This is a genomic window from Streptomyces sp. NPDC046203, from assembly GCF_040646255.1.
GTDB lineage: Bacteria > Actinomycetota > Actinomycetes > Streptomycetales > Streptomycetaceae > Streptomyces.
The window spans coordinates 1-23,995 of sequence record NZ_JBEYZX010000017.1 but is presented as its reverse complement, the minus strand read 5'-3'; the positions used below and the strand labels follow the sequence as shown (position 1 = coordinate 23,995).

At 72.4% G+C, this 23,995-nt stretch carries 21 protein-coding genes; 13 read left to right on the top strand and 8 right to left on the bottom strand.

Annotation, left to right across the window (positions count from 1 at the left end; all coding sequences use genetic code 11):
* Positions 1–197 precede the first annotated feature (197 nt).
* Positions 198–1,043 (top strand): hypothetical protein, encoded by an 846-nt coding sequence (locus ABZ990_RS15675; RefSeq protein ID WP_361231080.1) that lies wholly within the window; start codon positions 198–200, stop codon positions 1,041–1,043.
* Positions 1,044–1,112: 69 nt separating this feature from the next.
* On the opposite strand, the gene ABZ990_RS15670 is transcribed toward ABZ990_RS15675, so the two are convergent.
* Positions 1,113–3,143 (bottom strand): APC family permease, encoded by a 2,031-nt coding sequence (locus ABZ990_RS15670; RefSeq protein WP_361231078.1) that lies wholly within the window; start codon positions 3,141–3,143, stop codon positions 1,113–1,115.
* Between the two features lie 330 nt (positions 3,144–3,473).
* Here ABZ990_RS15670 and ABZ990_RS15665 point away from each other — a divergent pair, with 330 nt between their 5' ends.
* From ABZ990_RS15665 to ABZ990_RS15655, 3 genes are all read left to right on the top strand, one after another.
* Positions 3,474–3,863: a MerR family transcriptional regulator gene (locus ABZ990_RS15665; RefSeq protein ID WP_361231227.1), complete on the top strand. Its 390-nt coding sequence runs from the start codon at positions 3,474–3,476 to the stop codon at positions 3,861–3,863.
* Between the two features lie 194 nt (positions 3,864–4,057).
* Positions 4,058–4,906: a helix-turn-helix domain-containing protein gene (locus ABZ990_RS15660; protein ID WP_361231076.1), complete on the top strand. Its 849-nt coding sequence runs from the start codon at positions 4,058–4,060 to the stop codon at positions 4,904–4,906.
* 78 nt (positions 4,907–4,984) lie between these two features.
* Positions 4,985–5,500 carry a GNAT family N-acetyltransferase gene (locus ABZ990_RS15655; protein WP_361231074.1) on the top strand — a complete coding sequence of 172 codons (516 nt, stop codon included), beginning with the start codon at positions 4,985–4,987 and terminating at the stop codon, positions 5,498–5,500.
* A gap of 41 nt (positions 5,501–5,541) precedes the next feature.
* Here ABZ990_RS15655 and ABZ990_RS15650 read toward each other — a convergent pair whose 3' ends face one another.
* Complete coding sequence (locus tag ABZ990_RS15650; protein ID WP_361231072.1) at positions 5,542–5,985, bottom strand: GNAT family N-acetyltransferase; 444 nt, start codon at positions 5,983–5,985, stop codon at positions 5,542–5,544.
* Positions 5,986–6,225: 240 nt separating this feature from the next.
* On the opposite strand from ABZ990_RS15650, the gene ABZ990_RS15645 reads away from it, so the two are divergent.
* Complete coding sequence (locus ABZ990_RS15645; RefSeq protein ID WP_361231070.1) at positions 6,226–6,981, top strand: Mut7-C RNAse domain-containing protein; 756 nt, start codon at positions 6,226–6,228, stop codon at positions 6,979–6,981.
* A 231-nt stretch (positions 6,982–7,212) separates the two neighbouring features.
* Here ABZ990_RS15645 and ABZ990_RS15640 read toward each other — a convergent pair whose 3' ends face one another.
* On the bottom strand, positions 7,213–7,773 hold the full coding sequence (locus ABZ990_RS15640; protein WP_361231068.1) for a TetR family transcriptional regulator: 561 nt from the start codon (positions 7,771–7,773) through the stop codon (positions 7,213–7,215).
* A gap of 116 nt (positions 7,774–7,889) precedes the next feature.
* Here ABZ990_RS15640 and ABZ990_RS15635 point away from each other — a divergent pair, with 116 nt between their 5' ends.
* From ABZ990_RS15635 to ABZ990_RS15625, 3 genes are all read left to right on the top strand, one after another.
* Complete coding sequence (locus tag ABZ990_RS15635; RefSeq protein WP_361231066.1) at positions 7,890–9,440, top strand: FAD-dependent monooxygenase; 1,551 nt, start codon at positions 7,890–7,892, stop codon at positions 9,438–9,440.
* A gap of 187 nt (positions 9,441–9,627) precedes the next feature.
* Positions 9,628–9,963, top strand: coding sequence for a YnfA family protein (locus ABZ990_RS15630; protein WP_361231064.1), 336 nt, complete (start codon positions 9,628–9,630; stop codon positions 9,961–9,963).
* Positions 9,964–10,030: 67 nt separating this feature from the next.
* The gene (locus ABZ990_RS15625) at positions 10,031–10,792 is read left to right on the top strand and encodes an SDR family oxidoreductase (protein WP_361231063.1); all 762 of its coding nucleotides are present in this window, start codon (positions 10,031–10,033) and stop codon (positions 10,790–10,792) included.
* Between the two features lie 57 nt (positions 10,793–10,849).
* Here ABZ990_RS15625 and ABZ990_RS15620 read toward each other — a convergent pair whose 3' ends face one another.
* Positions 10,850–12,043: an RtcB family protein gene (locus ABZ990_RS15620; protein WP_361231061.1), complete on the bottom strand. Its 1,194-nt coding sequence runs from the start codon at positions 12,041–12,043 to the stop codon at positions 10,850–10,852.
* A 175-nt stretch (positions 12,044–12,218) separates the two neighbouring features.
* Here ABZ990_RS15620 and ABZ990_RS15615 point away from each other — a divergent pair, with 175 nt between their 5' ends.
* The 3 genes from ABZ990_RS15615 (at position 12,219) to ABZ990_RS15605 (ending at position 15,922) form a co-directional block, all read left to right on the top strand.
* Positions 12,219–13,292 (top strand): DUF3558 domain-containing protein, encoded by a 1,074-nt coding sequence (locus ABZ990_RS15615; protein ID WP_361231059.1) that lies wholly within the window; start codon positions 12,219–12,221, stop codon positions 13,290–13,292.
* 120 nt (positions 13,293–13,412) lie between these two features.
* Positions 13,413–14,153 carry a DUF3558 domain-containing protein gene (locus ABZ990_RS15610; protein WP_361231057.1) on the top strand — a complete coding sequence of 247 codons (741 nt, stop codon included), beginning with the start codon at positions 13,413–13,415 and terminating at the stop codon, positions 14,151–14,153.
* Between the two features lie 107 nt (positions 14,154–14,260).
* Positions 14,261–15,922, top strand: coding sequence for a DUF2637 domain-containing protein (locus tag ABZ990_RS15605; RefSeq protein ID WP_361231055.1), 1,662 nt, complete (start codon positions 14,261–14,263; stop codon positions 15,920–15,922).
* A 179-nt stretch (positions 15,923–16,101) separates the two neighbouring features.
* Here the strand turns inward: ABZ990_RS15605 and lysS are convergent, their stop codons facing one another.
* Entirely contained in the window at positions 16,102–17,823 is a 1,722-nt protein-coding gene (gene lysS / locus ABZ990_RS15600) for a lysine--tRNA ligase (protein WP_361231053.1), read from the bottom strand.
* Between the two features lie 237 nt (positions 17,824–18,060).
* Between lysS and argS the strand changes: the two genes are divergently transcribed.
* Positions 18,061–19,836 carry an arginine--tRNA ligase gene (argS, locus tag ABZ990_RS15595; RefSeq protein ID WP_361231051.1) on the top strand — a complete coding sequence of 592 codons (1,776 nt, stop codon included), beginning with the start codon at positions 18,061–18,063 and terminating at the stop codon, positions 19,834–19,836.
* Positions 19,837–19,937: 101 nt separating this feature from the next.
* Here the strand turns inward: argS and ABZ990_RS15590 are convergent, their stop codons facing one another.
* Positions 19,938–21,242: a helix-turn-helix transcriptional regulator gene (locus ABZ990_RS15590; protein ID WP_361231049.1), complete on the bottom strand. Its 1,305-nt coding sequence runs from the start codon at positions 21,240–21,242 to the stop codon at positions 19,938–19,940.
* 294 nt (positions 21,243–21,536) lie between these two features.
* Here ABZ990_RS15590 and ABZ990_RS15585 point away from each other — a divergent pair, with 294 nt between their 5' ends.
* Entirely contained in the window at positions 21,537–22,262 is a 726-nt protein-coding gene (locus tag ABZ990_RS15585) for a DUF4232 domain-containing protein (RefSeq protein ID WP_361231047.1), read from the top strand.
* A gap of 96 nt (positions 22,263–22,358) precedes the next feature.
* Here ABZ990_RS15585 and ABZ990_RS15580 read toward each other — a convergent pair whose 3' ends face one another.
* Positions 22,359–22,643, bottom strand: coding sequence for a DUF1876 domain-containing protein (locus ABZ990_RS15580; protein WP_361231045.1), 285 nt, complete (start codon positions 22,641–22,643; stop codon positions 22,359–22,361).
* Between the two features lie 107 nt (positions 22,644–22,750).
* Positions 22,751–23,752 carry a porphobilinogen synthase gene (gene hemB / locus ABZ990_RS15575; protein ID WP_361231043.1) on the bottom strand — a complete coding sequence of 334 codons (1,002 nt, stop codon included), beginning with the start codon at positions 23,750–23,752 and terminating at the stop codon, positions 22,751–22,753.
* Positions 23,753–23,995 lie beyond the last annotated feature (243 nt).

Here is a 23,995-nt window from a genome sequence, read left to right as displayed (position 1 = left end):
CGGAAGAGCCGAGGGCGAACGAGCCGAGGACGGGTGACTCACGGTCCGGCGACTCGTGGTCCGGTGATCCACGAAACGGTGATTCCCGGGCCGGCGACGCGCGGTCGGGGGACTCACGGACGGGTGACACACGGCCCGGCGACAGCCGGGCGGGCGGTGACGCGCGGGCGAACGAGCCCCGTTCCGCCGACCCTTGGGTGAGCGACCCGTGGCCCGGTGACTCCGTCACCTCCGGGGAGACCTCGCGGAGCGGTGGCGGTAGCGGTAGCAGCGGCGGCGCCGGTACGTCGTCGCCCGGGTCGACTGGATCCACAGGCTCGACGGGCTCGGCAGGATCCGCCGGGGAGAAGGGATCGGATTCGGCCAATCCCGACGACTCCCGACTCAGCCGCGCCCGCGCCCGCCGCGCCCGAGCCGCCCGTGAGGCGCGGGAGGCGCGCGAGGCCCGGGACGCGCAGCGGGCGCACGACATCCATGGGGCCCGTGAGACCCATGAGGCGCACGAGACGCGCCGGACGCGTGAGACGTACGAGCTGCCCGAGCCGTACGACATGCACGAGCCGGGCCCGCTCGGCGGGCCGCTGGCCGGAACCGGCAGAAGCGGGCTGGGCGTGACCTACAAGTACTTCGGCGCGCCCGACGGCGCGACCGCCGCCCGCGTCCCGATCTCGATGCGCCCCGAGGAACTGGGCGGCGACGAGCTCGGCATGGGCGGCATGTTCACCCGGATCAAGCCGGAGACGATAGCGGCGATGGTCCTCACCGGCATCCAGGGCATGCCCCTGCACAAGGTGCCGCCCCTGGAACTCGTCGTACTGCACCCGGACTACGCGGTGGTGCGGCTCCCGACGACGGCCGTCGACCCGCTGCGCGACATCGGCGAGGAATCGGTCGGCGCCGCCGCCTTCATCTGGTCCACCGTCCCCGACCGGGGCGGCCCGCAGGACGCCTTCAACGTCTACCGGCTCCTCCACGAGTGGCAGGACTTCTCCCACCGCCTGCACGAGGCGGGGCACCAGCCGTACTGCCTGGTCTGGCCGTAGCCGCACGGGTCCGGGCGGGTCCGGGCGGGTCCGGGCGGGTCCGGGCGGGTCCGGCGGCGGGCAGCGGGGTCAGCCCCTCTCCGGCCCTCCCGGCTCTCCCGGACCTCCCGGCTCTCCTGTTCCCCCCGGCCCCCGCTCGTGCTCCTCGGCCGCCGCCTTCGCCCGCTCCGCGGCCAGTTCGCGCGCCGAGGCGAGGCGGTACGGAACGTCGATGACGACGACGTTCTTCATGAACAGCAGCCGCGCCTTGAGCCGGAGCGCGGTCTGGTTGTGCAGCGGCTGTTCCCACCAGTGGCCGACCACGTACTCGGGGATGACGACGGTGACCACCGAGTCCGCGCCGCGCTCCGGCGCGTCGCGGATGTGCCGCAGCACCGGCTGGACGATCGAGCGGTACGGGGTGCTCAGCACCCGCAGCGGTACGTCGACGCCGTGCGCCTCCCAGCCGGCCCGCAGCAGTTCCGCCTCGGCCGGGTCCTCGGCGACGGTGACGGCGGTGAGGGACGCGGGCTTGAGCGTTTTGGCATAGGACAGGGCGCGCAGGCTCGGCGCGTTGACGAACGACACCAGGACCAGGACGTGGTTCTCGGCGAAGGGGCGCGGGTGGGCGCCGGGTTCGACGGCCACCTCGGCGGCGACGGTGTCGTAGTGCCGGCGCACGCTCTTCATGCCGGCGAAGAGCAGCGGCATGGCGATGACGACGATCCACGCGCCGTGCGTGAACTTGCTGATGAGGACGATCACCAGGACGACCGAGGTGAGGCAGGCGCCGAAGCCGTTGATGGCGAGCCGGCGCTTGATCCGGAGGCGTTCGCGCGGGGTGGGGCGGGCGACCGGGTTCGCGAGGGCGCGCCGCCAGTGCGTGACCATGCCGGACTGGGACAGCGTGAAGGAGACGAAGACGCCGATGATGTAGAGCTGGATCAGCCGGGTGAGGTTGGCGTTGAAGGCGACGATGAGCGCGATGGCCGTCAGGGCCAGCAGCAGGACGCCGTTGGAGTGGACGAGCCGGTCGCCCCGGTGGACGAGCTGGCGCGGCGCGAAGCCGTCGCGGGCCAGGACGGAGGCGAGCATCGGGAAGCCGTTGAAGGCGGTGTTGGCCGCCAGGACGAGGACGCTCGCGGTGACGGCCTGGAGCGCGTAGAAGAGGATGTGCCAGTCGCCGAAGGTGGCGCGGCCGATCTGGGCGAGCGCGGTCGCGGTCGGCGTGCCGGGCGGGAGTCCCAGCCGGGTGGGGTCCTCAGCGATGTGCACCTCGTAGACCATGGCGAGCGTCGTGATGCCGAAGAACATGGTCGCGGAGAAGAAGCCCATGATCGCGAGGGTCGTGGCGGCGTTGCGGCTCTTGGGCTTGCGGAAGGCGGGCACGCCGTTGCTGATCGCCTCGACACCGGTGAGCGCCGTACAGCCGGACGCGAAGGCGCGCAGACCGAGCAGGACGAGCGCGAGACCGGAGTACACCGACACCTGCTCGACGGGCAGCCCGGCGGACTCGGCGCGCAGCGTGGCACCGGTCGCCATCCGGACCGCCGCGACCACGAACATCAGGTAGATCACGCCGACGAAGGCGTACGTGGGGACCGCGAACCAGCGGCCCGACTCGCGCACCCCGCGCAGATTCATCCAGGCCAGCAGGGCGACAGCGGCCACGGACAGGATCGTCGCGTGACGGCTCAGCGCGGGCGCGGCGGAGGTGAGGGCGGCGACCCCGGAGACGACGGAGACCGACACTGTCATCACATAGTCGATGAGCAGGGCGCTGGCGGCGGTGAGGGCTGCGGTGGTGCCGAGGTTCTCGGACGAGACGATGTAGGCACCGCCGCCGCCCGGGTACGCGTAGCAGGTCTGCCGGTACGAGGCGACGACCACGACCAGCAGCACGACGATGCCGACCGCCGCCCACCAGGCCAGATGCAGCACCGCCAGGCCGCCGAGGGCGAGGATCAGCAGGATCTCCTCGGTGGCGTAGGCGACGGAGGAGAGCGGGTCGCTGCAGAAGATCGGCAGGGCGAGCCGTTTGGGCAGCAGGGTCTCGGCCAGCCGCGCGCTGTCCAACGGACGCCCTACCAGCAGGCGTTTCGCCACGTTTCCAGCTCTCATAAGTGCTGAAGTTAGGACGAATCGGATGTGATGCGTGGCCGCCGCGCCCGCCGGCGCCCCCGCACGAGTCCGCATGAGTCCGTCCGCACAAGGAGCACGAGAAGCACACGGGGCACGAGGGGCCGCGCCCGCGCCGGTCGTACCGGACCGGCGGCCGGCACCCCGGCCCCGGACGAGGAAGGATGCGATGTGGTGACGACTGCGAGCACGAACAGTACGAGCGGCACGAGCGGCACGAGCGGCACGAGCGGCAAAGGTGGCAGCGGCGGTGTCGGCAGTGCCGGCGGCGGCTCCGCGCGCCAGGCCGGGCCGGGCGGCACGGGACGACCGTTGCAGATCGGTGAGGTCGCGACCCTGGCGGAACTGCCCCTGCGGACCATCCGGCAGTACGAGGACTGCGGCCTCGTCGTCCCGTCCACGGCCTCCGAGGGCGGCTTCCCGCTCTACACGGACGCCGATGTCGCCCGGCTGATGGTGATCCGCCGGATGAAACCGCTCGGCTTCACCCTCGACGAGACCCGCGACCTGCTCGGCGCCGTGGACCGGCTGGCCGCCGACGTCCCCGACACCCCGGGCGAACTCGACCCGCCCACGCGCGGGGCGCTCGTCGCCCTGGTCCGCGGCTACGAGCAGGCCGCCACCGAACGCGTCGCGGAACTGCACACCCAGCTCGCCCGCGCGGAGGAGTTCGCGGCCTCGCTGCGGGCCCGCCTGCCGTAGGGGCGGGGCCGCGGCCGGCCCGGTTCGATCGGCCCCGGTGCGGTCAGCCCCGGTTCGACCGGCCCCGGTGCGGTCGGCTCCGGTCCGGTCGGCTCCGGTCCGGTCGGCTCCGGTCCGGTCGGCTCCGGTCCGGCCGACCCCGGCTTGATCGGATCCGCTTGATCGAACCCGCCGGCTCGCCAAGCATGGGGCGCATGAACGCCCCCGTTCCACGCCGCGACACCCGGGGCATCGTGGACGCCGCCGCGCTCCTCGCCCGCGTCCGCTTCCGCCGCCACGCCCCGGCGCCCGCGCTCCGCCCGTATCTGGACCACTACTGGCTGATCGACTGGGATCTGACGGAGCCGTACGTGTCCCGGGTCGTCCCGCACCCCTCCGTCAACGTCGTCTTCGAACGGCAGGGGGACACCGGCACCTTCGGGGTGGTCTCGGGCGTCGCGGACGCCCTGTACACGCGCGAACTCGCCGGTACGGGGCGGGTCTGCGGCGTGAAGTTCCGGCCGGGCGGCTTCCGCCCGTTCACGCCCGGCCGCCCGGTCTCGCACTGGACGGGGCGCCTCGCGCCGCTCGACGAGGCGTTTCCCGGCGCCCACGCGCGCGAGGCGGCCGGAATCCTGGCGCCGGACGACGACCACGCGCGCGTGGCAGCGCTCGACGCCTTCCTGCTGGCCCGCGGCCCGGCCCCCGACCCGGCGGCCGCACAGGCGAGGGACCTGGTGGAGCTGGTCCGGACGGACCGTACGATCCGGCGGGTGTCCGCCCTCGCCCGTACCGCCGGGCTGTCCTCGCGCTCGCTCCAGCGGCTGTTCGCGTCCACGGTGGGCGCCGGCCCGAAGTGGGTGATCCTGCGCTACCGCGTCCACGAGGCCCTGGAACACGCCGAGCCCGGCGCCCCCGGCGGCCCCGACGGCCCCGACGACCCGGCCGGCGCTCCCCCGGACTGGGCCCGGCTGGCGGCCGACCTGGGCTACAGCGACCAGGCCCATCTCGTACGGGACTTCACGGCGACGGTCGGGGTGCCGCCGACCGCGTACCCCGGCTGAGCCCCGAGAGATGCCCGAGGGAGGCCCGAGGGACGAAGACCCCGGGGGAATGTCGGACCCCTGTTCTAGGGTGCGGCCATGTCCATGATCCCCACCGCCCTCAGGCTCACCCCTTGGTCGGACGACGACACCGGCCTGCTCACGCTGATGAACTCACCGGAACTGACCGCTCACTTGGGCGGCCCGGAGAGCGAACAGCAGCTCGCGGCCCGCCAGGAGCGCTACGTGAAGCTGAGCGCCGACACCACGCGACCGGGCGCCATGTTCCGGATCACCCTGCTGCCGGAGGAGATCACGGCCGGCGCCATCGGGTTCTGGGAGACCTCGGTGGACGGCGAGCCCACGTACGAGACGGGCTGGACGGTGCTGGACGGCTTCCAGGGCCGGGGCGTCGCGACGTCGGCCACGCGCGCGTTGGTGGAACAGGCCCGGGCCGAAGGCCGGTTCCGCCGTCTGCACGCCTTCCCCTCCGTCGAGAACGCGCCGTCGAACGCGGTCTGCCGCAAGGCCGGCTTCACCCTGCGCGGCGAGACGGCCTTCGAGTACCCGCCGGGCCGTCACATGCGCTGCAACGACTGGAGCCTCGACCTCTGACCCGTCCGCCGGCCGGTCCGGCGACCTGCTCGCCGGTGGAGTTACTGCCCCAGCGGCTTGAGCGCGCGGCTGAAGTGGAAGGCGACGATGTCGAGCCGCTCGCGGAGGTAGAAGCGGTGGGCGCCGGTGCGGTGCGTGCCGGAGTCCAGGTCGAGTTCGTGGCAGCCGGCCTCGCGGGCGCGGGTCTCCAGGTACGCGATCAGCGCGTGGCCGACGCCCGTGGAACGGGAGGTCTCCCGGGTCACCAGGTCGTCCACGTACAGCTTCTTCAGCGAGCTGGTATTGGCGATGATCCGCCATCCGGCGACGCCCGCGCACGTACCGTCCTCGCCGTACACGGCGGTGAAGCGCAGCCCCTGGGGGTGACCCTCGGCGTAGACGTCGTACAGCAGCCCGGCCGTGAGATGCGGCCGCAGCTCGCGCAGCACCGGCAGGACTTCGCTCTCCAGACGCGGGTCACCGGGCTCGATGTCGATGATCTTCATGCGGGGACCGTACCGCTCGGGGACGGGGCGGCGGCAGGGGTACGGGGACGGGAGGACGGGGGTACGGGGCAGGCGCAGAGGTGGGACGAGCCCGGGCCCGTACGCCCCCGCCAGGGCCGCCACCAGGCCCCCACCAGGCCCGATGCCCGGTCCGATGCCCGGCCCGATGCCCGGCCCGATGCCCGGTCCCCCGCCCGAATTCCCTGGCCGCGCGGGGGTACGCGGTGTCATCCTGTCCCCGTGAACGGACCGGAGATCCACATCGGCTTCGCCCCCGCCCTGCGCCTGTTCGTCCCGGCGGACCGCCGCGCGGGACACACCGCCGTGACCACCGACGGAGTCTCGTCGCTCGGGCATGTGGTGGAGTCCCTCGGCGTGCCGCTCACCGAGGCCGGACGGCTGCTCGTGAACGGCAGGCCGGTGGAGCGTTCACACGTCCCGGCGGCCGGCGAGACGGTCGACGTGGAGGGTGTCGAACGCCCGCAGCAGGTGCCCGGCGCCCCGCTGCGCTTCCTGCTCGACGTCCACCTCGGCACGCTTGCCCGGCGGCTGCGGCTGCTCGGCGTCGACGCCGCGTACGAGAGCGAGGACATCGGCGACCCGGCCCTCGCCGCGCTCTCCGCGAAGGAGCGGCGCGTGATGCTGTCCCGGGACCGCGGGCTGCTGCGCCGCCGTGAGCTGTGGGCCGGCGCGTACATCTACAGCGACCAGCCGGACGACCAGCTGCGCGACGTCCTCGAACGCTTCGCGCCCCCGCTCGCGCCCTGGACCCGCTGCACGGCGTGCAACGGGCCGCTGACCGAAGCCGACAAGGACGCGGTGCGCGACCGGCTGGAACACGGCACGGAGAAGACGTACGACGTGTTCGCGCGGTGCGTCGAGTGCGGCCGGGTGTACTGGCGCGGGGCGCACCACGCCCGGCTGGAGGCGATCGTCACGGACGCGGTCCGCGAGTTCGGCGGCGCGGGAGCGACGGGCGCGACAGGCGCGCACTGAGCGGGTACGACCCGCGGGGCCCTTTCACCGCCCAGGACCCTTTCACCGCCTGGGGCCCTTCCGCCGACCAGGCACTTTCCGTCGACGGGGCACTTTCTCCCGTCAGGACGTTTCCTGCCGGCCGAGGCCCCTCGCCCGGACCGGGTTCCTCCGTGCCCGCCTCGTGGGGCCCGCCTCGCAAGCGGCCCCCACGGCATCGCGTAGGCCCTACGGCACCACGTGGGCGAGCCCCTACGGTGCCTCGGCGGTCAGATAGCGCTGGATCGTCGGCCCCAGCCAGGCGACCACCTCCGCGCGGGACATCTCGGCGGCGGGCGCGAAGCCCAGCACGTAGCGGGCGAGCGCCATCCCAAGGATCTGCGAGGCGACGAGGGCGGCCCGGTGCGGCGCCTCGGCCGGGTCGGGGCAGGTCTCGCGGGCTATCGAGACGAGCTGCTCGGTGAAGATCTCGCGCATGCGCTCGTTGCCGGCGGCGTTGGTGACGCCGGCCCGCAGCAGCCCGGTGAGCACCTCGTCGCGTTCCCAGCGGTCCAGGAAGTGCTCGACGAGCGCGGTGCCGACATTGCCGGCTGGCAGCCCGACCAGCGCGGCGACCTCCAGCTCGATCGTGGTGGCCGCCGCGAAGAGTCCCGCTTTGTTGCCGTAGTAGCGCATGACCATCGACGGGTCGATCCCCGCGTCGCGGGCGATGGCCCGGATGGTCGCGCGCTCGTAGCCGTCGGCGGCGAAGCGCTCGCGGGCGGCCTCGACGATCGCGGAACGGGTGGCGTCTGAACGGCGTACGGCGGTCATGCCCACGACTGTAGGCCAACAAGCGTTGACAATCCAGCGAGACCGGGCGTAGCGTTGCCAACAAGCGTTGACCCACAGCCGTTGGCCAACGAGCGTAGGCAACTTTGGAGGCAGTGATGAGCACCACGAGCCCCACCGTCACCACCCAGGCCCCCCGGACCGCCCAGGCCACCCACGCGCCCGCCGCCGACGGCAGCGGATTCGACACCGACGTCCTCGTCGTCGGCGCGGGACCCACCGGACTGCTCCTCGCGGGCGACCTCGCCGTCTCCGGTCTGCGGGTCACCCTCGTCGAGCGCCGCACCACGGGCATCAGCAACATGACCCGCGCCTTCGCCGTCCACGCCCGTTCCCTCGAACAGCTCGACGCCCGCGGCCTCGCCGACCGGCTCGTCGCCACCGGCAGCCGGCTCGATCGCATGGAGATGTTCGGCAAGGTCTCCCTCGACCTCTCCCAGTTGCGCAGCCGCTTCCCGTTCGTGCTCGTCACCCCCCAGTACGAGGTCGAGCGCGCCCTCGAAGAGCGCGCCCGGTCCGCCGGCGTGGACATCCGGATCGGGACGGAGCTGCGCGGTCTGCGCCAGGACGCCGACTCCGTCACCGCCGAACTCGCCGCACACGCCTCCACCGGCACCGGCACCGCCGCCCCCGCCGTCGAAGACAGCACCGAAAACAGCACCGAGGACGGCACCGAACCCTCCGCCATCCCCCGGACCCACACCCTGCGCGCCCGCTACCTGGTCGGTACCGACGGCGTCCACAGCGCCGTGCGACGGGCGATAGACATGCCCTTCCCGGGCACCTCGGTGCTCCGCTCCCTCGCCCTCGCGGACGTCCGCCTCGCCGACACACCCCCGCAGACGCTGCGCCTCGCCACCGACGGCGACGCCTTCGCCGTGGTCATGCCGTTCGGCGACGGCTGGTACCGGGTGATGGGCTGGGACCGCGCCCACCAGGTCCCCGACAGCGAACCGGTGGAGCTGGACGAACTCCGCACGCTCGCCCGCCGCGCCTTCGGCACCGACTACGGCATGCACGACGCCCGCTGGCTCTCCCGCTTCCACAGCGACGAGCGCCAGGCCCCCTCCTACCGCGTCGGCCGTGTCTTCCTCGCCGGAGACGCCGCCCATGTCCACACCCCGGCCGGCGGCCAGGGCATGAACACCGGCCTCCAGGACGCCGCCAACCTCTCCTGGAAACTCGCCGCGGTCCTGCACGGCGAGGCACCCGACCCCGATGCCCTGCTCGACACCTACCAGGCCGAACGGCACCCGGTCGGCACCCAGGTCCTGCGCAGCAGCGGCGCCCTCATCCGGCTCGCCATCGCCCACACCCCGCTCCAGCGCGCCACCCGCGCCCTCACCACGCACGCGCTCGGCAGCCTCCGGCCCGTCGCCACCCGCACCATCGGCCAGGTCAGCGGGATCGGTATCGGCTACGACCGGGACACCCGCCGGGTCCCCGACCTGAAGCTCCGCGAAGGCCGGCTGTACGAGCTGCTGCGCGACGGCCGCTTCGTCCTGGTCGCCCCCGAGGGCACCGCCCCCACCCCGCCGCCCTCGATCCCCGCCGCCCCGGGCCGGCTCATACGGGCCACCTGGTCCAACCCGGCCCGCCGCGACGCGCTCCTGGTCCGCCCCGACGGCTACACCGCCCCGCTCCACTAGGACCGGCCCCGGCGGGGAGGCGAGGGACGGAACGGGCCCACCCGTCCCTCACCCACCGGGCGACACCCCACCGTCGCCGAAGCCCTCCCCTCCCCTCCCCTCCCCTCCCCTCCCCTCCCTCCCCTCCCCTCCCTCCCCTCCCTTCCGATTACCGCCCCGCCCCGTGCCCCATGGCACCCTTCACCCCATGCTGATCGCCCGTTCCGCCCTGCTCTTCGTCCTCGCCGCCCTCTTCGAGATCGGCGGCGCCTGGCTCGTCTGGCAGGGCGTACGGGAGCACCGCGGCTGGATCTGGATCGGCGCCGGCGTCCTCGCCCTCGGCGTCTACGGCTTCGTCGCCACCCTCCAGCCCGACGCCGAGTTCGGCCGCATCCTCGCCGCCTACGGCGGCGTCTTCGTCGCCGGCTCGATCGCCTGGGGGATGGTCGCCGACGGCTACCGCCCCGACCGCTGGGACATCGCCGGCGCGCTCATCTGCCTCGCCGGCATGGCGGTCATCATGTACGCCCCCCGCGGCAACTGACCCACCCCGTCCTATCCTGGCCCGGCCGCCAACCGAGGCCACCGACCACCCGCGCCAGGAGCACGCCATGACCGCCGCCAAGCCCATCGCCGTCGTCACCGGAGCCAGCAGCGGCATCGGCGCGGCCACCGCCCGACAGCTCGCCGCCGCCGGTTACCGCGTCGTCCTCACCGCCCGGCGCAAGGACCGCATCGAAGCCCTCGCGGCCGAGATCAACGACGCCGGCCACCAGGCCACCGCCTACCCCCTCGACGTCACGGACCGCGCCGCCGTCGACGAGTTCGCCACGGCCTTCCGCACCCTCGCCGTCCTCGTCAACAACGCCGGCGGCGCCCTCGGCGCCGACCCCGTCGCCACCGGCGACCCCGCCGACTGGCGCCGCATGTACGAGGTCAACGTCCTCGGCACCCTCCACATGACCCAGGCACTGCTCCCCGCCCTCACCGCGAGCGGCGACGGCACGATCGTGGTCGTCTCCTCCACCGCCGGCCACGGCACCTACGAGGGCGGCGGTGGCTACGTCGCCGCCAAGCACGGCTCCCACGTCCTCGCCGAGACCCTCCGTCTGGAGATCGTCGGCACCCCGGTCCGCGTCATAGAGATCGCCCCCGGCATGGTCAAGACCGAGGAGTTCGCCACCACCCGCTTCCGCGGCGACACCGACAAGGCCGCCAAGGTCTACGCGGGCGTGGCCGAGCCGCTCACCGCGGACGACGTCGCCGACACCGTCGCCTGGGCCTGTACCCGCCCCCCGCACGTCAACATCGACCTCCTCGTCGTCCGCCCCCGCGCCCAGGCCTCCAACACCAAGGTCCACCGCGAGCTCTGACCGGCATGCCGAAGGGGCCGGCGCACACGCACCGGCCCCTCCCTCGTCCGTGCGGGGTCAGCCCTTCACGTTGACGACCTGCTTGAGCTTCGCGACCACCTCGACCAGGTCCCGCTGCTGCTCCACGACCTGCTCGATCGGCTTGTAGGCGCCGGGGATCTCGTCCACGACGCCGGAGTCCTTCCGGCACTCCACACCCCGGGTCTGCTCCTCCAGATCCCGCGTGGAGAACCTCCGCTTCGCCGCGCTGCGGCTCATCCGGCGGCCCGCACCGTGCGAGGCCGAGTTGAAGGAAGCCGCGTTGCCGAGCCCCTTCACGATGTACGACCCCGTACCCATCGATCCCGGGATGATCCCGTACTCCCCGGAGCCGGCCCGGATCGCGCCCTTGCGGGTGACCAGCAGGTCCATGCCCTCGTACCGCTCCTCCGCCACATAGTTGTGGTGGCAGGAGATCACCGGATCGAAGGCGACCTTGGCCTTGCGGAACTCGCGCCGGAGAACCTCCTGGAACAGCGCCATCATGATGGCCCGGTTGTACTTGGCGTACTCCTGCGCCCAGAAGAGGTCGTTCCGGTACGCCGCCATCTGCGGGGTGTCGGCGACGAACACCGCGAGGTCGCGGTCGACCAGCCCCTGGTTGTGGGGCAGCTTCTGCGCCTCCCCGATGTGGTACTCGGCCAGCTCCTTGCCGATGTTCCGGGATCCCGAGTGCAGCATGAGCCAGACGGAACCCGACTCATCCAGACAAAGCTCAATAAAATGATTACCTGATCCTAGGGTTCCGACTTGCTTTTCCGCCCGCTCCCGACGGTATTTGACCGAGTCGGCCACCCCGTCGAAGCGCGACCACAGGTCGTCCCAGCCCGCCGTCGGGAACGCGTACAGCCGGGACGGGTCGATCATCTCGCGGTGCAGGCCGCGGCCGACCGGGATGGCCTGTTCGATCCTGGAGCGGAGGCGGGAGAGATCGCCGGGGAGGTCGTTCGCGGTCAGCGAGGTCCTGACGGCGGACATGCCGCAGCCGATGTCGACACCGACCGCCGCCGGGCAGACCGCGCCGTGCATGGCGATCACCGAGCCGACCGTTGCTCCCTTGCCGTAGTGCACGTCCGGCATCACGGCCAGGCCCTTGATCCACGGCAGCGTCGCCGTGTTCTGGAGCTGGCGCATCGCGCCTTCCTCGACGGAGGCGGGATCGGTCCACAACCGTATGGGCACCTTCGCGCCCGGTACCTCTATATACGACATACTTCCCCACTTCCCCCGATAAGCCTCATCACGCAAAAACCGGCGCCAAAGCCCGTAACGGCGACCGCGGACCGGCATCAACGGCCATGCGTGCGATACACATTGTGTTCACCGCGCCCCACAGGGCGGCAAACAGTTTTCGGGGGATTCCTCCGGCAGAAGGGAGCCTGGGATCGTGCAGCGCAAGGCGTACGTACCCGGCCGGTCCGGGTCCGCGGCAGTCTCCGCGGCCACCCTCCTCGCCCTCGGCCTCGGGATCGCCCTGACCGGGTGTTCCTCCGGTTCCGCGGGGGGCGCCGACGCCATCGACTCCAAGGCGGGCCCCGCCGCCTCCGCCTCCGTCGCCCCGCCCGGCCGCTACCGCACGCTCTTCGCCCCGTGCGGCGCGGTCCCGCCGGCCACCCTCAAGGACCTGCTGCCCGGCGCCGCCGCGCTGCCCGACGCCGAGCGCGACCGGGCCTACCGCGGCACGGCCGCCGCCACCTTCGACACCGACCGCCGTGTGGGGTGCAGCTGGAAGTCGACCGGCCCCGACGCCACGCACCGGCTGAGCCTGGACATCGAGCGGGTCGTCTCCTACGACACGACGGTCAGCGACGACGACCGGGCCCAGCAGGTGTACGAGCGCAAGCAGACCGCCGCCGGGATCGCCCCGCCGGCGAGCACCACCCCCACCACACCGGCTTCCCCGCCGCCCGGCAAGCCCACGGACAAGCCCACCGGAAAGTCCACGGACAAATCCGCGGACAAGTCCGGCGACAAGGCCGGTGACAAGCCCGCCGACAAGGCATCCGAGACGGTCTCCCCCACCGCCGGCCATACCGCCACCCACACCGCCGCCGACGCGCAGGGCACGGACGCCACGACCGGCGGACAGAACCCGGTCCTGGCGCTCGCCGGCGGGCAGCCGGGCCTCGCGCCCTACGGCCCCGAGGCCCCGACCCCGACCGCCGGCTCCTCCTCCGGGGGCGACAACGGCGGCACGTCCGGGACGACGGAAGCCCCCGGTCTCGAACCCCGCACCCTCGACGGCCTCGGCGACGTGGCGTACCTCGACGACACCCTGCTGACCGCCGGCCCGTCGGGCGAGCGGCGGCTGGTGAGCGTGGTCTTCCGCACATCGAACGTCATCGTGACCGTCGCGTACGAGGAGGAGACCGCCGCCTCCGGCAAGGCCCTGGACCGCGAGGAACTGCAGGACAAAGCCCGGAATCTGGCCGGACTCCTGGCCGAGCGCCTGGAGGAGTGACCGTCCGCGCCCGGTCCGCACCAGGCCCGTGACCGCCCGGGGGACCACGTAACGTGTCGGCGTACCGCGGCCGCCCGGCCGCCGGCCGCCCAAGCGACTGCCCAAGCGACTGAAGGAACCATGCCCCGATCAGCTCCGCGCCTGTCCCGTGTCCTCGCCTGCGCCGCCGTCCCGGTGATGCTCGTCGCCGCCGGATGCTCCTCCGGCTCCGACTCCGGCAAGGACAAGGCTCCCGGTTCGCCGGACAAGGCCGCCTCCTCGGCCCCCGCCGAGGCTCCGCCGGCGACGCCGACGAAGAAGGCGGTCGAGCCCGCGAAGTTCGCGAAGCTGCCGGAGGTCTGCAAGGCGGTCTCGTCGAAGACGATCGACGAGCTGGTGCCGAAGGCGAAGACCAAGAAGGGCACGGCGGCGGCCTCCAGCGATCTGGACAGCCGTGGCGGCTGCTCCTGGAACGGCCTGGAGGACAAGGGCACCAAGGGGTCGAACTACCGCTGGCTCGACGTCTCCTTCTACCGCTACGAGTCGGACGCGACGCTCGGCAGCGGCCAGGAGCGCGCCGCGGCGAACTACACGAAGGAACTCGGCAAGGCCCAGCAGACGGAGGGCGCCAAGGGCGCGAAGACCTCCGAGGCGTCCGGTGTCGGCGAGAAGGCCGAGACGGTGACGTACCAGCTGCACAAGACGGACGAGGACTTCCAGTACGCGTCGGTCGTGGCGCGGACGGGCAATGTCGTGGTCCTGGTGACGTACAACGGCGCCGGGTACGCGGGGTCGAAGACGCCGTCGGAGAAGTGGATCACGGAGGGCGCGGTGAAGACCGCGAAGGAAGCCGTGACGGCGATCGAGGCGGCCAACAAGTAGCCTTATATGCCTTTTCGTGCGGGGCCTGTCCCTCCCCCGAGGGCCGGGCCCCGTACACGTGTGCCAGTCTGTGGCGGCGAGTTGTCGATCGACGGGAGGGATCGCGGGTGGCCGCGATGCAGCTGACACGCACACACCGGGTACTCATCGGCTTGGTGGTCGCGGGCGCGTTGATCATCGCCGGCATCGGTTTCGCCGGGTCGTACGCGGCGGTGCGCGAGCTCGCCATCGCCAAGGGGTTCGGCACCTTCTCGTACTTCTTCCCGATCGGCATCGACGCGGGCATCTGTGTGCTGCTCGCCCTGGATCTGCTGCTGACGTGGCTGCGGATCCCGTTCCCGCTGCTGCGGCAGACCGCCTGGGTGCTGACGGCGGCGACCATCGCGTTCAACGGCGCGGCGGCCTGGCCCGACCCGCTGGGCGTGGGCATGCACGCGGTCATCCCGGTGCTGTTCGTCGTCGCCGTCGAGGCGGCGCGGCACGCGGTGGGCCGGATCGCGGACATCACCGCCGACAAGCACATGGACGGCGTACGGCTGACCCGGTGGCTGCTGTCCCCGGTGCCGACGTTCCGGCTGTGGCGGCGGATGAAGCTGTGGGAGCTGCGCTCGTACGACGAGGTCATCAAGCTGGAGCAGGACCGGCTGGTCTACCAGGCGCGGTTGCAGGCCCGGTTCGGCCGGGCGTGGCGGCGGAAGGCGCCGGTGGAGGCGCTGATGCCGCTGCGGCTCGCGAAGTACGGCGTTCCGCTGGCGGAGACGGCGGCCGCGGGTCTGGCGGCGGCCGGGATGGAGCCGGTGCTGATGCCGGCGGTTCCGATGCCGCAGGTGGCACCGGTGGCGCCGGAGCTGTCCGGGGCTCGTGAACTGACCACTGCCACGGCCCCTGCCCCGGCCCCGGCCCCCATTCCGGTCGCGGCCCCCGTCCCGGTGGCTCCGGTGGCGGCCGTGGCCGCCGCCGCTCCGGCCGCCGGTGCGGCCCCCGCACCGGCCGTGACTCCCGAGGCTGCGGTGGCCCCCGAGGCCGCCGGTACTCCCGCGCACCTCGCGGCTCCCGTGGCCGCCGCGGCCCCGACGGCTCCGGCGGCGCCCGCACCTCCCGCCCAGCCGACGCCCACGCCCACGCCCACGCCCCAGCCCGCACCCGTCCCGGCGGCGGCGCAGGGAGCGGCAGCGGCCCCGGCACCACAGCAGGCCGACGCCGCCCCCGCGCCGGCGCAGATGCCGGTTCCGGTGGGGGTTCCCGTGGAGGCGGGCCCGGTGCCCGTGGCTTTCCAGACCCAGGAGCAGATCCGGTTCCCGGAGCCGGTCCAGGGACAGGTCCAGGCCCAGGGCCCGGGGGCGGGTCCGGAGGGCAGCCCGTGGTTCCCGCACGGCATGATGCAGAAGCCGTACCAGGGCGGGTACGACCCCACGGCGGACGCCACTCAGGCACAGGCGCAGGCCCAGGCCCCGGTCGCGCAGCAGCAGCCGAATGGGGCCCCGCACGGCCCCCAGGCTCCTCAGGCCCCGGAGGCCGCCCCCGGCGCGCACGAGCTGGAGCCCGAGCCGGAGCAGCAGGCGGCCGAGCAGTTCAGCGAGGCGGTCTACAAGACCATGCGGCTGTTCGCCGAGGAGAACAACGCGTTCCCGGGCGACGAGATGCTCGTCGAGCTCCTCACGGAGCGGTACGGCCCGCAGGACCCGCGCCGGCTCGCGCTGCTCGGCCGGATGACGCCCCGGCTGCGTGAGCGCATCGAGCGCGAGCTCGACGAGATGCACATCCCGTAGCCCCGTAGCCGCCCGCCCCGACCCCACCCCGCTCGGGTGACCGAACACCGGGCAACGAACACCGAGCACCGCACACCGGCCGGACACGTCCGGCACATGCCTGAGGGCCGCCACCCCGTACGACGGGATGGCGGCCCTCAGGCGTTCACGGTCAGACGTTCACAGTCAGGCGTTCACGGTCAGGCACCGAGCAGCATGCGCACCCGGTCCGCGCCCACCGCGAGCAGCAGGGTGGGCAGACGGGGGCCGGTCTCGCGGCTCACGAGGAGCTTGTAGAGCAGCGCGAAGAACGAGCGCTGGGCGACCTTCAGCTCCGGGGTCGGCTTGGCCTCGGGTTCGAGACCGGCCATCACCTTCGGGACGCCGTAGACCAGGGTGGTCAGGCCGTCGAGGGACCAGTGGGTGTCCAGGCCCTCAAGGAGCAGACGCAGCGACTCGCGGCCCTCGTCGTCGAGGGAGCCGAGCAGCTCGGTGTCGGGCTCGTCGCGGACGATGGTGCGCTGGTCGGCCGGGACCTGGGTGGTGATCCAGTTCTCGGCGCGGTCAAGGCGCGGGCGGACCTCGTCGAGGGTGACGACGGGGTTGGCCGGGTCGAGCTCGCCGAGGATCCGCAGGGTCTGCTCGTCGTGGCCGGCGGTGATGTCGGCGACCGAGGCGAGGGTGCGGTACGGCAGCGGGCGCGCGGTGCGCGGCAGCTCGCGCTCGGCGGTGCGGGCCGCGCGCGCGTACGCGGCGGCGTCGGCCGGGAGCACGGTGCCGTCCTCGACCTTGGCGACGAGCTTGTCCCACTCGTCGTAGAGACGCTGGATCTCCTGGTCGAAGGCGATCTTGAAGGACTGGTTGGGGCGGCGGCGGGCGTACAGCCAGCGCAGGAGCTGCGGCTCCATGATCTTCAGGGCGTCCTCGGGGGTGGGGACGCCGCCGCGCGAGGAGGACATCTTGGCCATGCCGCTGATGCCGACGAACGCGTACATGGGGCCGATCGGCTGGGTGCCGTCGAAGATGCGGACGATCTGGCCGCCGACCTGGAAGGAGGAGCCGGGCGAGGAGTGGTCGACGCCGGAGGGCTCGAAGATGACGCCCTCGTAGGCCCAGCGCATGGGCCAGTCGACCTTCCAGACCAGCTTGCCTCGGTTGAACTCGCTCAGCTTGACGGTCTCGGAGAAGCCGCAGGCGGAGCAGGTGTAGGCGAGCTCGGTGGTGTCGTCGTCGTAGGCGGTGACGGTGGTGAGGTCCTTCTCGCACTGCCCGCAGTAGGGCTTGTACGGGAAGTAGCCGGTGCCGGCGCCGGAGCCGTCGTCCTCACCGGCGGCGCCGGAGCCCTCGGCGGCCTCCAGCTCGGCCTCGTCGACGGGCTTCTGCGACTGCTTCTTCGGGGCCTTCTTCGTCCGGTACTGGTCGAGGATGGCGTCGATGTCGCCGCGGTGCCGCATGGCGTGCAGGATCTGCTCGCGGTAGGTGCCGGCGGTGTACTGCTCGGTCTGGCTGATCGCGTCGTACTCGACGCCCAGCTCGGCGAGCGACTCGACCATGGCGGCCTTGAAGTGCTCGGCCCAGTTGGGGTGGGCCGACCCGGCGGGGGCCGGGACGGAGGTCAGCGGCTTGCCGATGTGCTCGGCCCAGGACGCGTCGACGCCCGCGACGCCGTTCGGCACCTTGCGGTAGCGGTCGTAGTCGTCCCAGGAGATGAGGTGGCGGACCTCGTACCCGCGGCGGCGGACCTCGTCGGCGACCAGGTGCGGGGTCATGACCTCGCGGAGGTTGCCGAGGTGGATCGGGCCGGACGGGGAGAGGCCGGAGGCGACGACGACGGGTTTGCCAGGCGCACGTCGCTCCGATTCGGCGATGACCTCGTCGGCGAAACGGGAGACCCAGTCGGTCTCGGTGCTGCTCTGAGCCACGGTCGGTTCGTCCTTCTTCCTTGGTTTCCCTCAGTGCCTTGCGGGCCTTACGGGCCTCGCGGGCCTACCTGAGCCATTCTCCCAGACGGATCGGCGCGCCCGGAGGTTGTCCACAGGCCGGAATGGCGAGGGGTTCTTCGCCCGTGGTTGTCCACAGGCGGGGAAAACACCTTGCCCACCCGTGGGACACTTGACAAGCGATATCGCCCCTCACCTCCGACACAGGAACGGAAGCTCATGGCCTCGGTCCCTTCCCTCGCTTCGACCGTGCAGCAGCGCCTCGCGGAAGGTCTTTCGGCAGCCCTGCCGGAGTCCGGGTCCGCCGACCCGCTGCTCCGACGAAGCGACCGGGCCGACTACCAGGCCAACGGCATCCTGGCGCTCGCCAAGCGGCTCAAGGGCAACCCGCGTGAGCTGGCGACCCAGGTCGTCGCCGCGATCCCGGAGAACGACGTCCTGAAGGAGATCGAGGTCTCCGGCCCCGGCTTCCTCAACATCACCGTCTCGGACTCGGCGATCATCGAGACGCTGGCGGCGCGTGCCGCGGACGACCGGCTCGGCGTGCCGTTCAACCCGTCGGCCGGTACGACGGTGATCGACTACGCGCAGCCGAACGTGGCCAAGGAGATGCACGTCGGCCACCTCCGCTCCGCCGTGATCGGCGCCGCGATGGTCGAGATCCTGGAGTTCACCGGCGAGAAGGTGGTCCGCCGCCACCACATCGGCGACTGGGGCACCCAGTTCGGCATGCTCATCCAGTACCTGATCGAGCACCCGCACGAGCTGGACCACAAGGCCGAGGGCACGGACGCGGAGGTCTCCGGCGAGGAGGCCATGTCCAACCTCAACCGGCTGTACAAGGCGTCGCGCGCGCTGTTCGACTCCGACGAGGAGTTCAAGACGCGGGCCCGGGCCCGGGTCGTGGACCTCCAGGCGGGCGACGAGCAGACGCTGGCGCTCTGGCAGCGGTTCGTCGACGAGTCGAAGATCTACTTCTACTCGGTCTTCGAGAAGCTGGACATGGACATCCGCGACCCCGACATCGTCGGCGAGTCGGGCTACAACGACATGCTCCAGGAGACCTGCCGGATCCTGGAGGAGTCGGGCGTGGCGGTCCGCTCGGAGGGCGCGCTCTGCGTGTTCTTCGACGACGTCAAGGGCCCGGACGGCAACCCGGTCCCGCTGATCGTGCAGAAGTCCGACGGCGGCTTCGGCTACGCGGCGACGGACCTGTCCGCGATCCGCGACCGGGTGCAGGGCCTGAAGGCGTCGACGCTGCTCTACGTGGTGGACGCGCGTCAGTCGCTGCACTTCAAGATGGTCTTCGAGACGGCGCGCCGGGCGGGCTGGCTGAACGACGAGGTCAAGGCCGTCCAGCTGGCGTTCGGCACGGTCCTCGGCAAGGACGGCAAGCCGTTCAAGACCCGTGAGGGCGAGACGGTGCGTCTGGTGGACCTCCTCGACGAGGCGATCGACCGGGCGACGGCGGTCGTCGAGGAGAAGAAGGAGAAGGCCGGCCTGTCCGACGCGGAGGTCGCGGAGAACGGCCGTTACGTCGGTGTCGGCGCGGTCAAGTACGCGGACCTGTCGACGTCGGCGGTGCGCGACTACAAGTTCGACCTCGACCAGATGGTGTCGCTGAACGGCGACACCTCGGTCTACCTCCAGTACGCGTACGCCCGGATCCGCTCCATCCTGCGCAAGGCGGGCGACGCCAAGCCGGTGGCGCACCCGGAGCTGGAGCTGGCCCCGGCCGAGCGGGCGATGGGTCTGCACCTGGACCAGTTCGGCGCGACGCTCGCCGAGACCGCCGAGGAGTACGCGCCGCACAAGCTGGCCGCGTACCTCTTCCAGCTGGCCACGCAGCTCACCTCCTTCTACGACCAGTGCCCGGTGCTGAAGGCCGACACGGAGGAGCAGAAGGAGAACCGCCTCTTCCTGATCGAGCTGACCGCCCGGACGCTCCACCAGGGCATGGCCCTGCTGGGCATCCGGACCCCCGAGCGCCTCTGACGCCCGGTCGCGGTAGCCGCGTGTGAGTAGTGATGGCCATGCCCGCCCGGGCATGGCCATCGGCCGTTCTGCGCTGCTCTCGGGCCGCTCTCGGGTCGTTCTCAGTCCTGTTTGAACCAGGTCCCGTTGTCGGCCCGGTAGCCGTAGGTCGGGCGGCCCTTCATGGCGCTGGTGCGGAACGGTTTCCCGCCGTCGTCGACGCGCATGGTCCCCTGCCGGGCGCCGTCGCTCCATTTCAGCTCCAGGTACCAGGTCACGTCGTGCCCCTCGGTGTGCACGTCCAGATTGAGGACCTGCGGGTCCCCGGTGGCGACCTGGTACGGGAAGTTCTTGGCGGGCACGATGCGGTCCCCGTCGCGTCCGGCGACCGGTTTGGCATACGGGCGGGGCGCGTCGAGGTCGATGTCGAAGGTCTGCGGGGTGATGGCGCCGCCGCAGCCGTCGCCCATCGAGTACGCGGTCCGGTCCAGCGGCTCGCCGCGTTCCATGACCCGTACGTGCAGGGCGCTGAGGACGACGGCTTCCTGGGTGCCGCCGGTGACGGTGATCTGGAGCTGCATATGCCCGCCGTCGACCCCGTCGAGCGCCCGGGCCCAGCCTCGGGTGTCCTGCGGGGCGGGCGGCGGCGGGACGTGTTCGGGGTCCTGGTCGAGCAGGTAGTACTGGCCGCAGGGCTCGGCCCAGTTGTACGAGCTGATGCCGGCGCTCAGCGGGGCGGGCGGCCCGGCGGGCGCGTCGTCGCCCGAGCCGCCCGTGTCGGGGGCGGGGCTCGCCAGCACCCGGACGAGGGGTACGGCCAGGGCGACGGCGACCACGGCCGCCGTGGCCCCGAGGACGGCCCGCCACCGCAGCCGCCGTCCACCGGCCTCGCAGGACGCGGGAGCGGCCTCGGCGACCGGTGGCACGGCCGGCTCGGGCGCGGCCGGCTCGGGCGCGACCGGCTCTGGCGCGACCGGCGGCACCACCGGCTCAGCGACCACGACCACCTCGGCCCCGGCCCCGGCGCCCGCTCCAGCCCCAGCCCCAGCCCCAGCGCCCTCTCCCCGCGCCTCCCGCTCGTCCCGGCCCCGCTGCGGCGCCCGCCCCGGCGCCCGACCCCCGCCCCGATCCCCGTCTCGCCCCGGCTCCCGCTCCGGCACAGCGGCGGAAGCGGGCTGACTCGTCCTTCGTGCCTCGTCCGCGACGATCCAGGCGCGGTGCAGCTCGACCAGTTCGTCACGGGAGGCGCCGCACAGCCGCCCGAGCCGTTCGACCGGGGCGAACCCGGTCGGCACGGCGTCCCCGTTGCAGTAGCGGTGCAGGGTCGACGTACTGACGTGCAGACGCTTGGCCAGCGCCCCGTAACTGAGCCCCGACCGTTCCTTCAGCCCCCGCATTCGCCCCGCGAATCCGTCCGCCGTGCTCATCCATGCCCCCGTACCCCGTGTCGGCGTCCCAGGAACGCGTTCCAGGGGATGGTCATTTCCCCAGGTCACCGTGGGTGAGAGCGTTCCACCGTCCCTCATTGTCCCGTGCCCGTTGCCTGGGGATCACTCCGACGCGCAGGCTCGGAGTCATGCGGAACAGCCGCTTCACCGACGCTGTGGCGGTCGCGGTCCTGATCGCCTGCGCAGCGGTCGTCCTCGCTCTGCTCGACCAGCACTGACGCATCACCGACGCACCACCGGCGCACCACGACACCATCACGGGGAATTCACATCATGCGTACTCTCGCCCGCCGTCTCGCCCTGCCCGCGGCCGCCCTCTCGGCGGCGTTCGCCCTCACCGCCTGCCAGTCGGGCGACCCCAAGCCCGCCCCGGCCGGCGACGCCTCCGCCGCCCCCGTCAAGGAGGCACCGGCCCAGGGGGCCAAGGCCACCCCGGCACCCGCCGACAGCTCCGCACCCACCAAGGGAAGCGCCGCGGGGCCGCAGGAAGCCGCGCCCGCCGCCCAGCCGACGGCCGCGCACCACACCGAGGCCGCACAGCCCGCGCAGCAGGCGAAGCCCGCACCGCACGCACAGCCCGCGAACACGGCCTCCCGCCCGACCACCTGCACGGCGGCGACGGCCAAGGTCGTGGCGAGCAAGGTGAGCCGCCCGATCAACCACCTGGCGCTCACGGTCACCAACACCGGCAGCCGCCCCTGCGACGCGCTCGGCGCGCCGTTCGTCGGCTTCGACTTCAGTCAGTCGCCGATCCGGATCCTGGAGGACAGCAAGCCGCAGGCCGTCGTCACCCTCGCCCCCGGCGAGTCGGCATATGCCTCACTGATCCTGACCGGGGAGCCCGGCCCGGACACCCACGGCAGCACCGTGAAGAAGATCAGCGTCTACCTCACCCACGACAGCGGCGTGACGCTGACCGCGCCGAAGGGGACGTACGCCGACGACGGCGCCGCCGTGTCGTACTGGCAGCGCGAACTGTCCGACGCCCTGACGTACTGACGTACTGACCCGACCTACCGACCTGCCGACGTACCGAGGTCAACGGTCCAGCGGTCAGCGATCACCGGTCGGCGATCACCGGTCACCGGTCGGCGGTCACCGCGGGATCGGGTGGGAATGCCGCCCCGAGACCTCGTCGATCTCGACATGGGCCTTCTGCAGCAGCTGCGACGCGAGATCCATGAGCGCCCGGGCCCCGGCGATCTCCTCGCCCACCCGCAGCTGATCGGGGTCGGAAGGGTGCCGGTTGGCGGTGCCGTGGGCGCGGACCTCGGTGCCGTCACCGAGCCGTACCAGTCCCACCGCCCGCGTCCGGTCGCCGTCCTCCCGGAACTCCATCTCGACGTGCCAGCCGACCAGCGTCTGTGTCTGCGTCGTCATGAGGACCACCTCCAGAGAGGTACCCGGGGGATCCGCCGGATCCCGGGTACCTCTCCAGGGTGCATCCGTCCCCGCGCACTCCGCGCGCCGGGAGCGGGTCGCGGGCGTCAGAACCCGCGGGACAGCTTCTGCGCGACCTCGGTCGCCCAGTAGGTGAGGATCATCTGGGCGCCGGCCCGGCGGATGCCGGTCAGGGACTCCATGATCGCCTTGTCGCGGTCGATCCAGCCCTTCTCCGCCGCCGCCTCGATCATCGAGTACTCACCGCTGATCTGGTACGCGGCGACCGGCACGTCCACCGAGTCGGCGACCTTGGCGAGGACGTCGAGGTACGGTCCGGCCGGCTTGACCATGACCATGTCGGCGCCCTCCTCCAGGTCGAGCGCCAGCTCCCGCATGGACTCGCGCACATTGGCGGGGTCCTGCTGGTAGGTCTTGCGGTCGCCGGTCAGCGAGGAGCCGACGGCCTCGCGGAAGGGACCGTAGAAGGCGGAGGAGTACTTCACGGTGTACGCGAGGATCGACACGTCCTCCTTGCCGATCGTGTCCAGGGCGTCCCGGATCACGCCGACCTGGCCGTCCATCATCCCGGACGGGCCGACGACGTGGGCGCCGGCGTCGGCCTGCACTTGGGCCATCTCGGCGTACCGCTCCAGGGTGGCGTCGTTGTCGACCCGGCCGTGCTCGTCCAGGACGCCGCAGTGGCCGTGGTCGGTGAACTCGTCCAGGCACAGGTCCGACATGACGATGAGGTCGTCGCCGACCTCGGCCCGGACGTCCCGGAGGGCGACCTGGAGGATGCCGTCGGGGTCGGTGCCGGCCGTGCCGTACGCGTCCTTCTTCTCGTCCTCCGGCACGCCGAACAGCATGATTCCGGAGACTCCGGCCGCGACCGCCTCGGCGGCGGCCTTGCGCAGGCTGTCCCGCGTGTGCTGCACGACGCCGGGCATCGCGCCGATCGGCACGGGCTCGCTCACGCCCTCGCGCACGAAGGCGGGCAGGATCAGATCGGCGGGGTGCAGCCGCGTCTCGGCCACCATCCGCCGCATGGCGGGAGTCGTCCGCAGCCGCCTCGGCCGGGCCCCCGGGAAGCTTCCATACGCATTCATGCCCTTGAGGCTACGCCCGTGGGCCCGGTGCGTTTACCGACGAGTTGTAGGCATACGCCCCGTCCCCGGCCCGGGGAATCCCGCGCCCCCGCGGAGCTCGCCGCCCATGACACGGCGAAGGGCGCGGCGCCGTTCCCGGCCACCGCGCTCACCACGCCTCACACCGGTGGGGGGGGGGGCCCCCCCCCCCCCCCCCCCCCCCACCCAGTAAAAAAAAAAAAACCCCCCCCCCCCCCCCCCCCC

Bases quoted from the DNA above. Each gene is read 5' to 3' on its own strand.
- ABZ990_RS15580 (WP_361231045.1), bottom strand. From the start codon at position 22,643: ATGACGACGCAGACACAGACGCTGGTCGGCTGGCACGTCGAGATGGAG.
- ABZ990_RS15670 (WP_361231078.1), bottom strand. From the start codon at position 3,143: ATGAGAGCTGGAAACGTGGCGAAACGCCTGCTGGTAGGGCGTCCGTTG.
- argS (WP_361231051.1), top strand. From the start codon at position 18,061: ATGGCCTCGGTCCCTTCCCTCGCTTCGACCGTGCAGCAGCGCCTCGCG.
- ABZ990_RS15630 (WP_361231064.1), top strand. From the start codon at position 9,628: ATGCTGATCGCCCGTTCCGCCCTGCTCTTCGTCCTCGCCGCCCTCTTC.
- ABZ990_RS15625 (WP_361231063.1), top strand. From the start codon at position 10,031: ATGACCGCCGCCAAGCCCATCGCCGTCGTCACCGGAGCCAGCAGCGGC.
- ABZ990_RS15620 (WP_361231061.1), bottom strand. From the start codon at position 12,043: ATGTCGTATATAGAGGTACCGGGCGCGAAGGTGCCCATACGGTTGTGG.
- ABZ990_RS15590 (WP_361231049.1), bottom strand. From the start codon at position 21,242: ATGAGCACGGCGGACGGATTCGCGGGGCGAATGCGGGGGCTGAAGGAA.
- ABZ990_RS15610 (WP_361231057.1), top strand. From the start codon at position 13,413: ATGCCCCGATCAGCTCCGCGCCTGTCCCGTGTCCTCGCCTGCGCCGCC.
- ABZ990_RS15655 (WP_361231074.1), top strand. From the start codon at position 4,985: ATGTCCATGATCCCCACCGCCCTCAGGCTCACCCCTTGGTCGGACGAC.
- ABZ990_RS15585 (WP_361231047.1), top strand. From the start codon at position 21,537: ATGCGTACTCTCGCCCGCCGTCTCGCCCTGCCCGCGGCCGCCCTCTCG.
- ABZ990_RS15635 (WP_361231066.1), top strand. From the start codon at position 7,890: ATGAGCACCACGAGCCCCACCGTCACCACCCAGGCCCCCCGGACCGCC.
- ABZ990_RS15640 (WP_361231068.1), bottom strand. From the start codon at position 7,773: ATGACCGCCGTACGCCGTTCAGACGCCACCCGTTCCGCGATCGTCGAG.
- ABZ990_RS15660 (WP_361231076.1), top strand. From the start codon at position 4,058: ATGAACGCCCCCGTTCCACGCCGCGACACCCGGGGCATCGTGGACGCC.
- hemB (WP_361231043.1), bottom strand. From the start codon at position 23,752: ATGAATGCGTATGGAAGCTTCCCGGGGGCCCGGCCGAGGCGGCTGCGG.
- ABZ990_RS15650 (WP_361231072.1), bottom strand. From the start codon at position 5,985: ATGAAGATCATCGACATCGAGCCCGGTGACCCGCGTCTGGAGAGCGAA.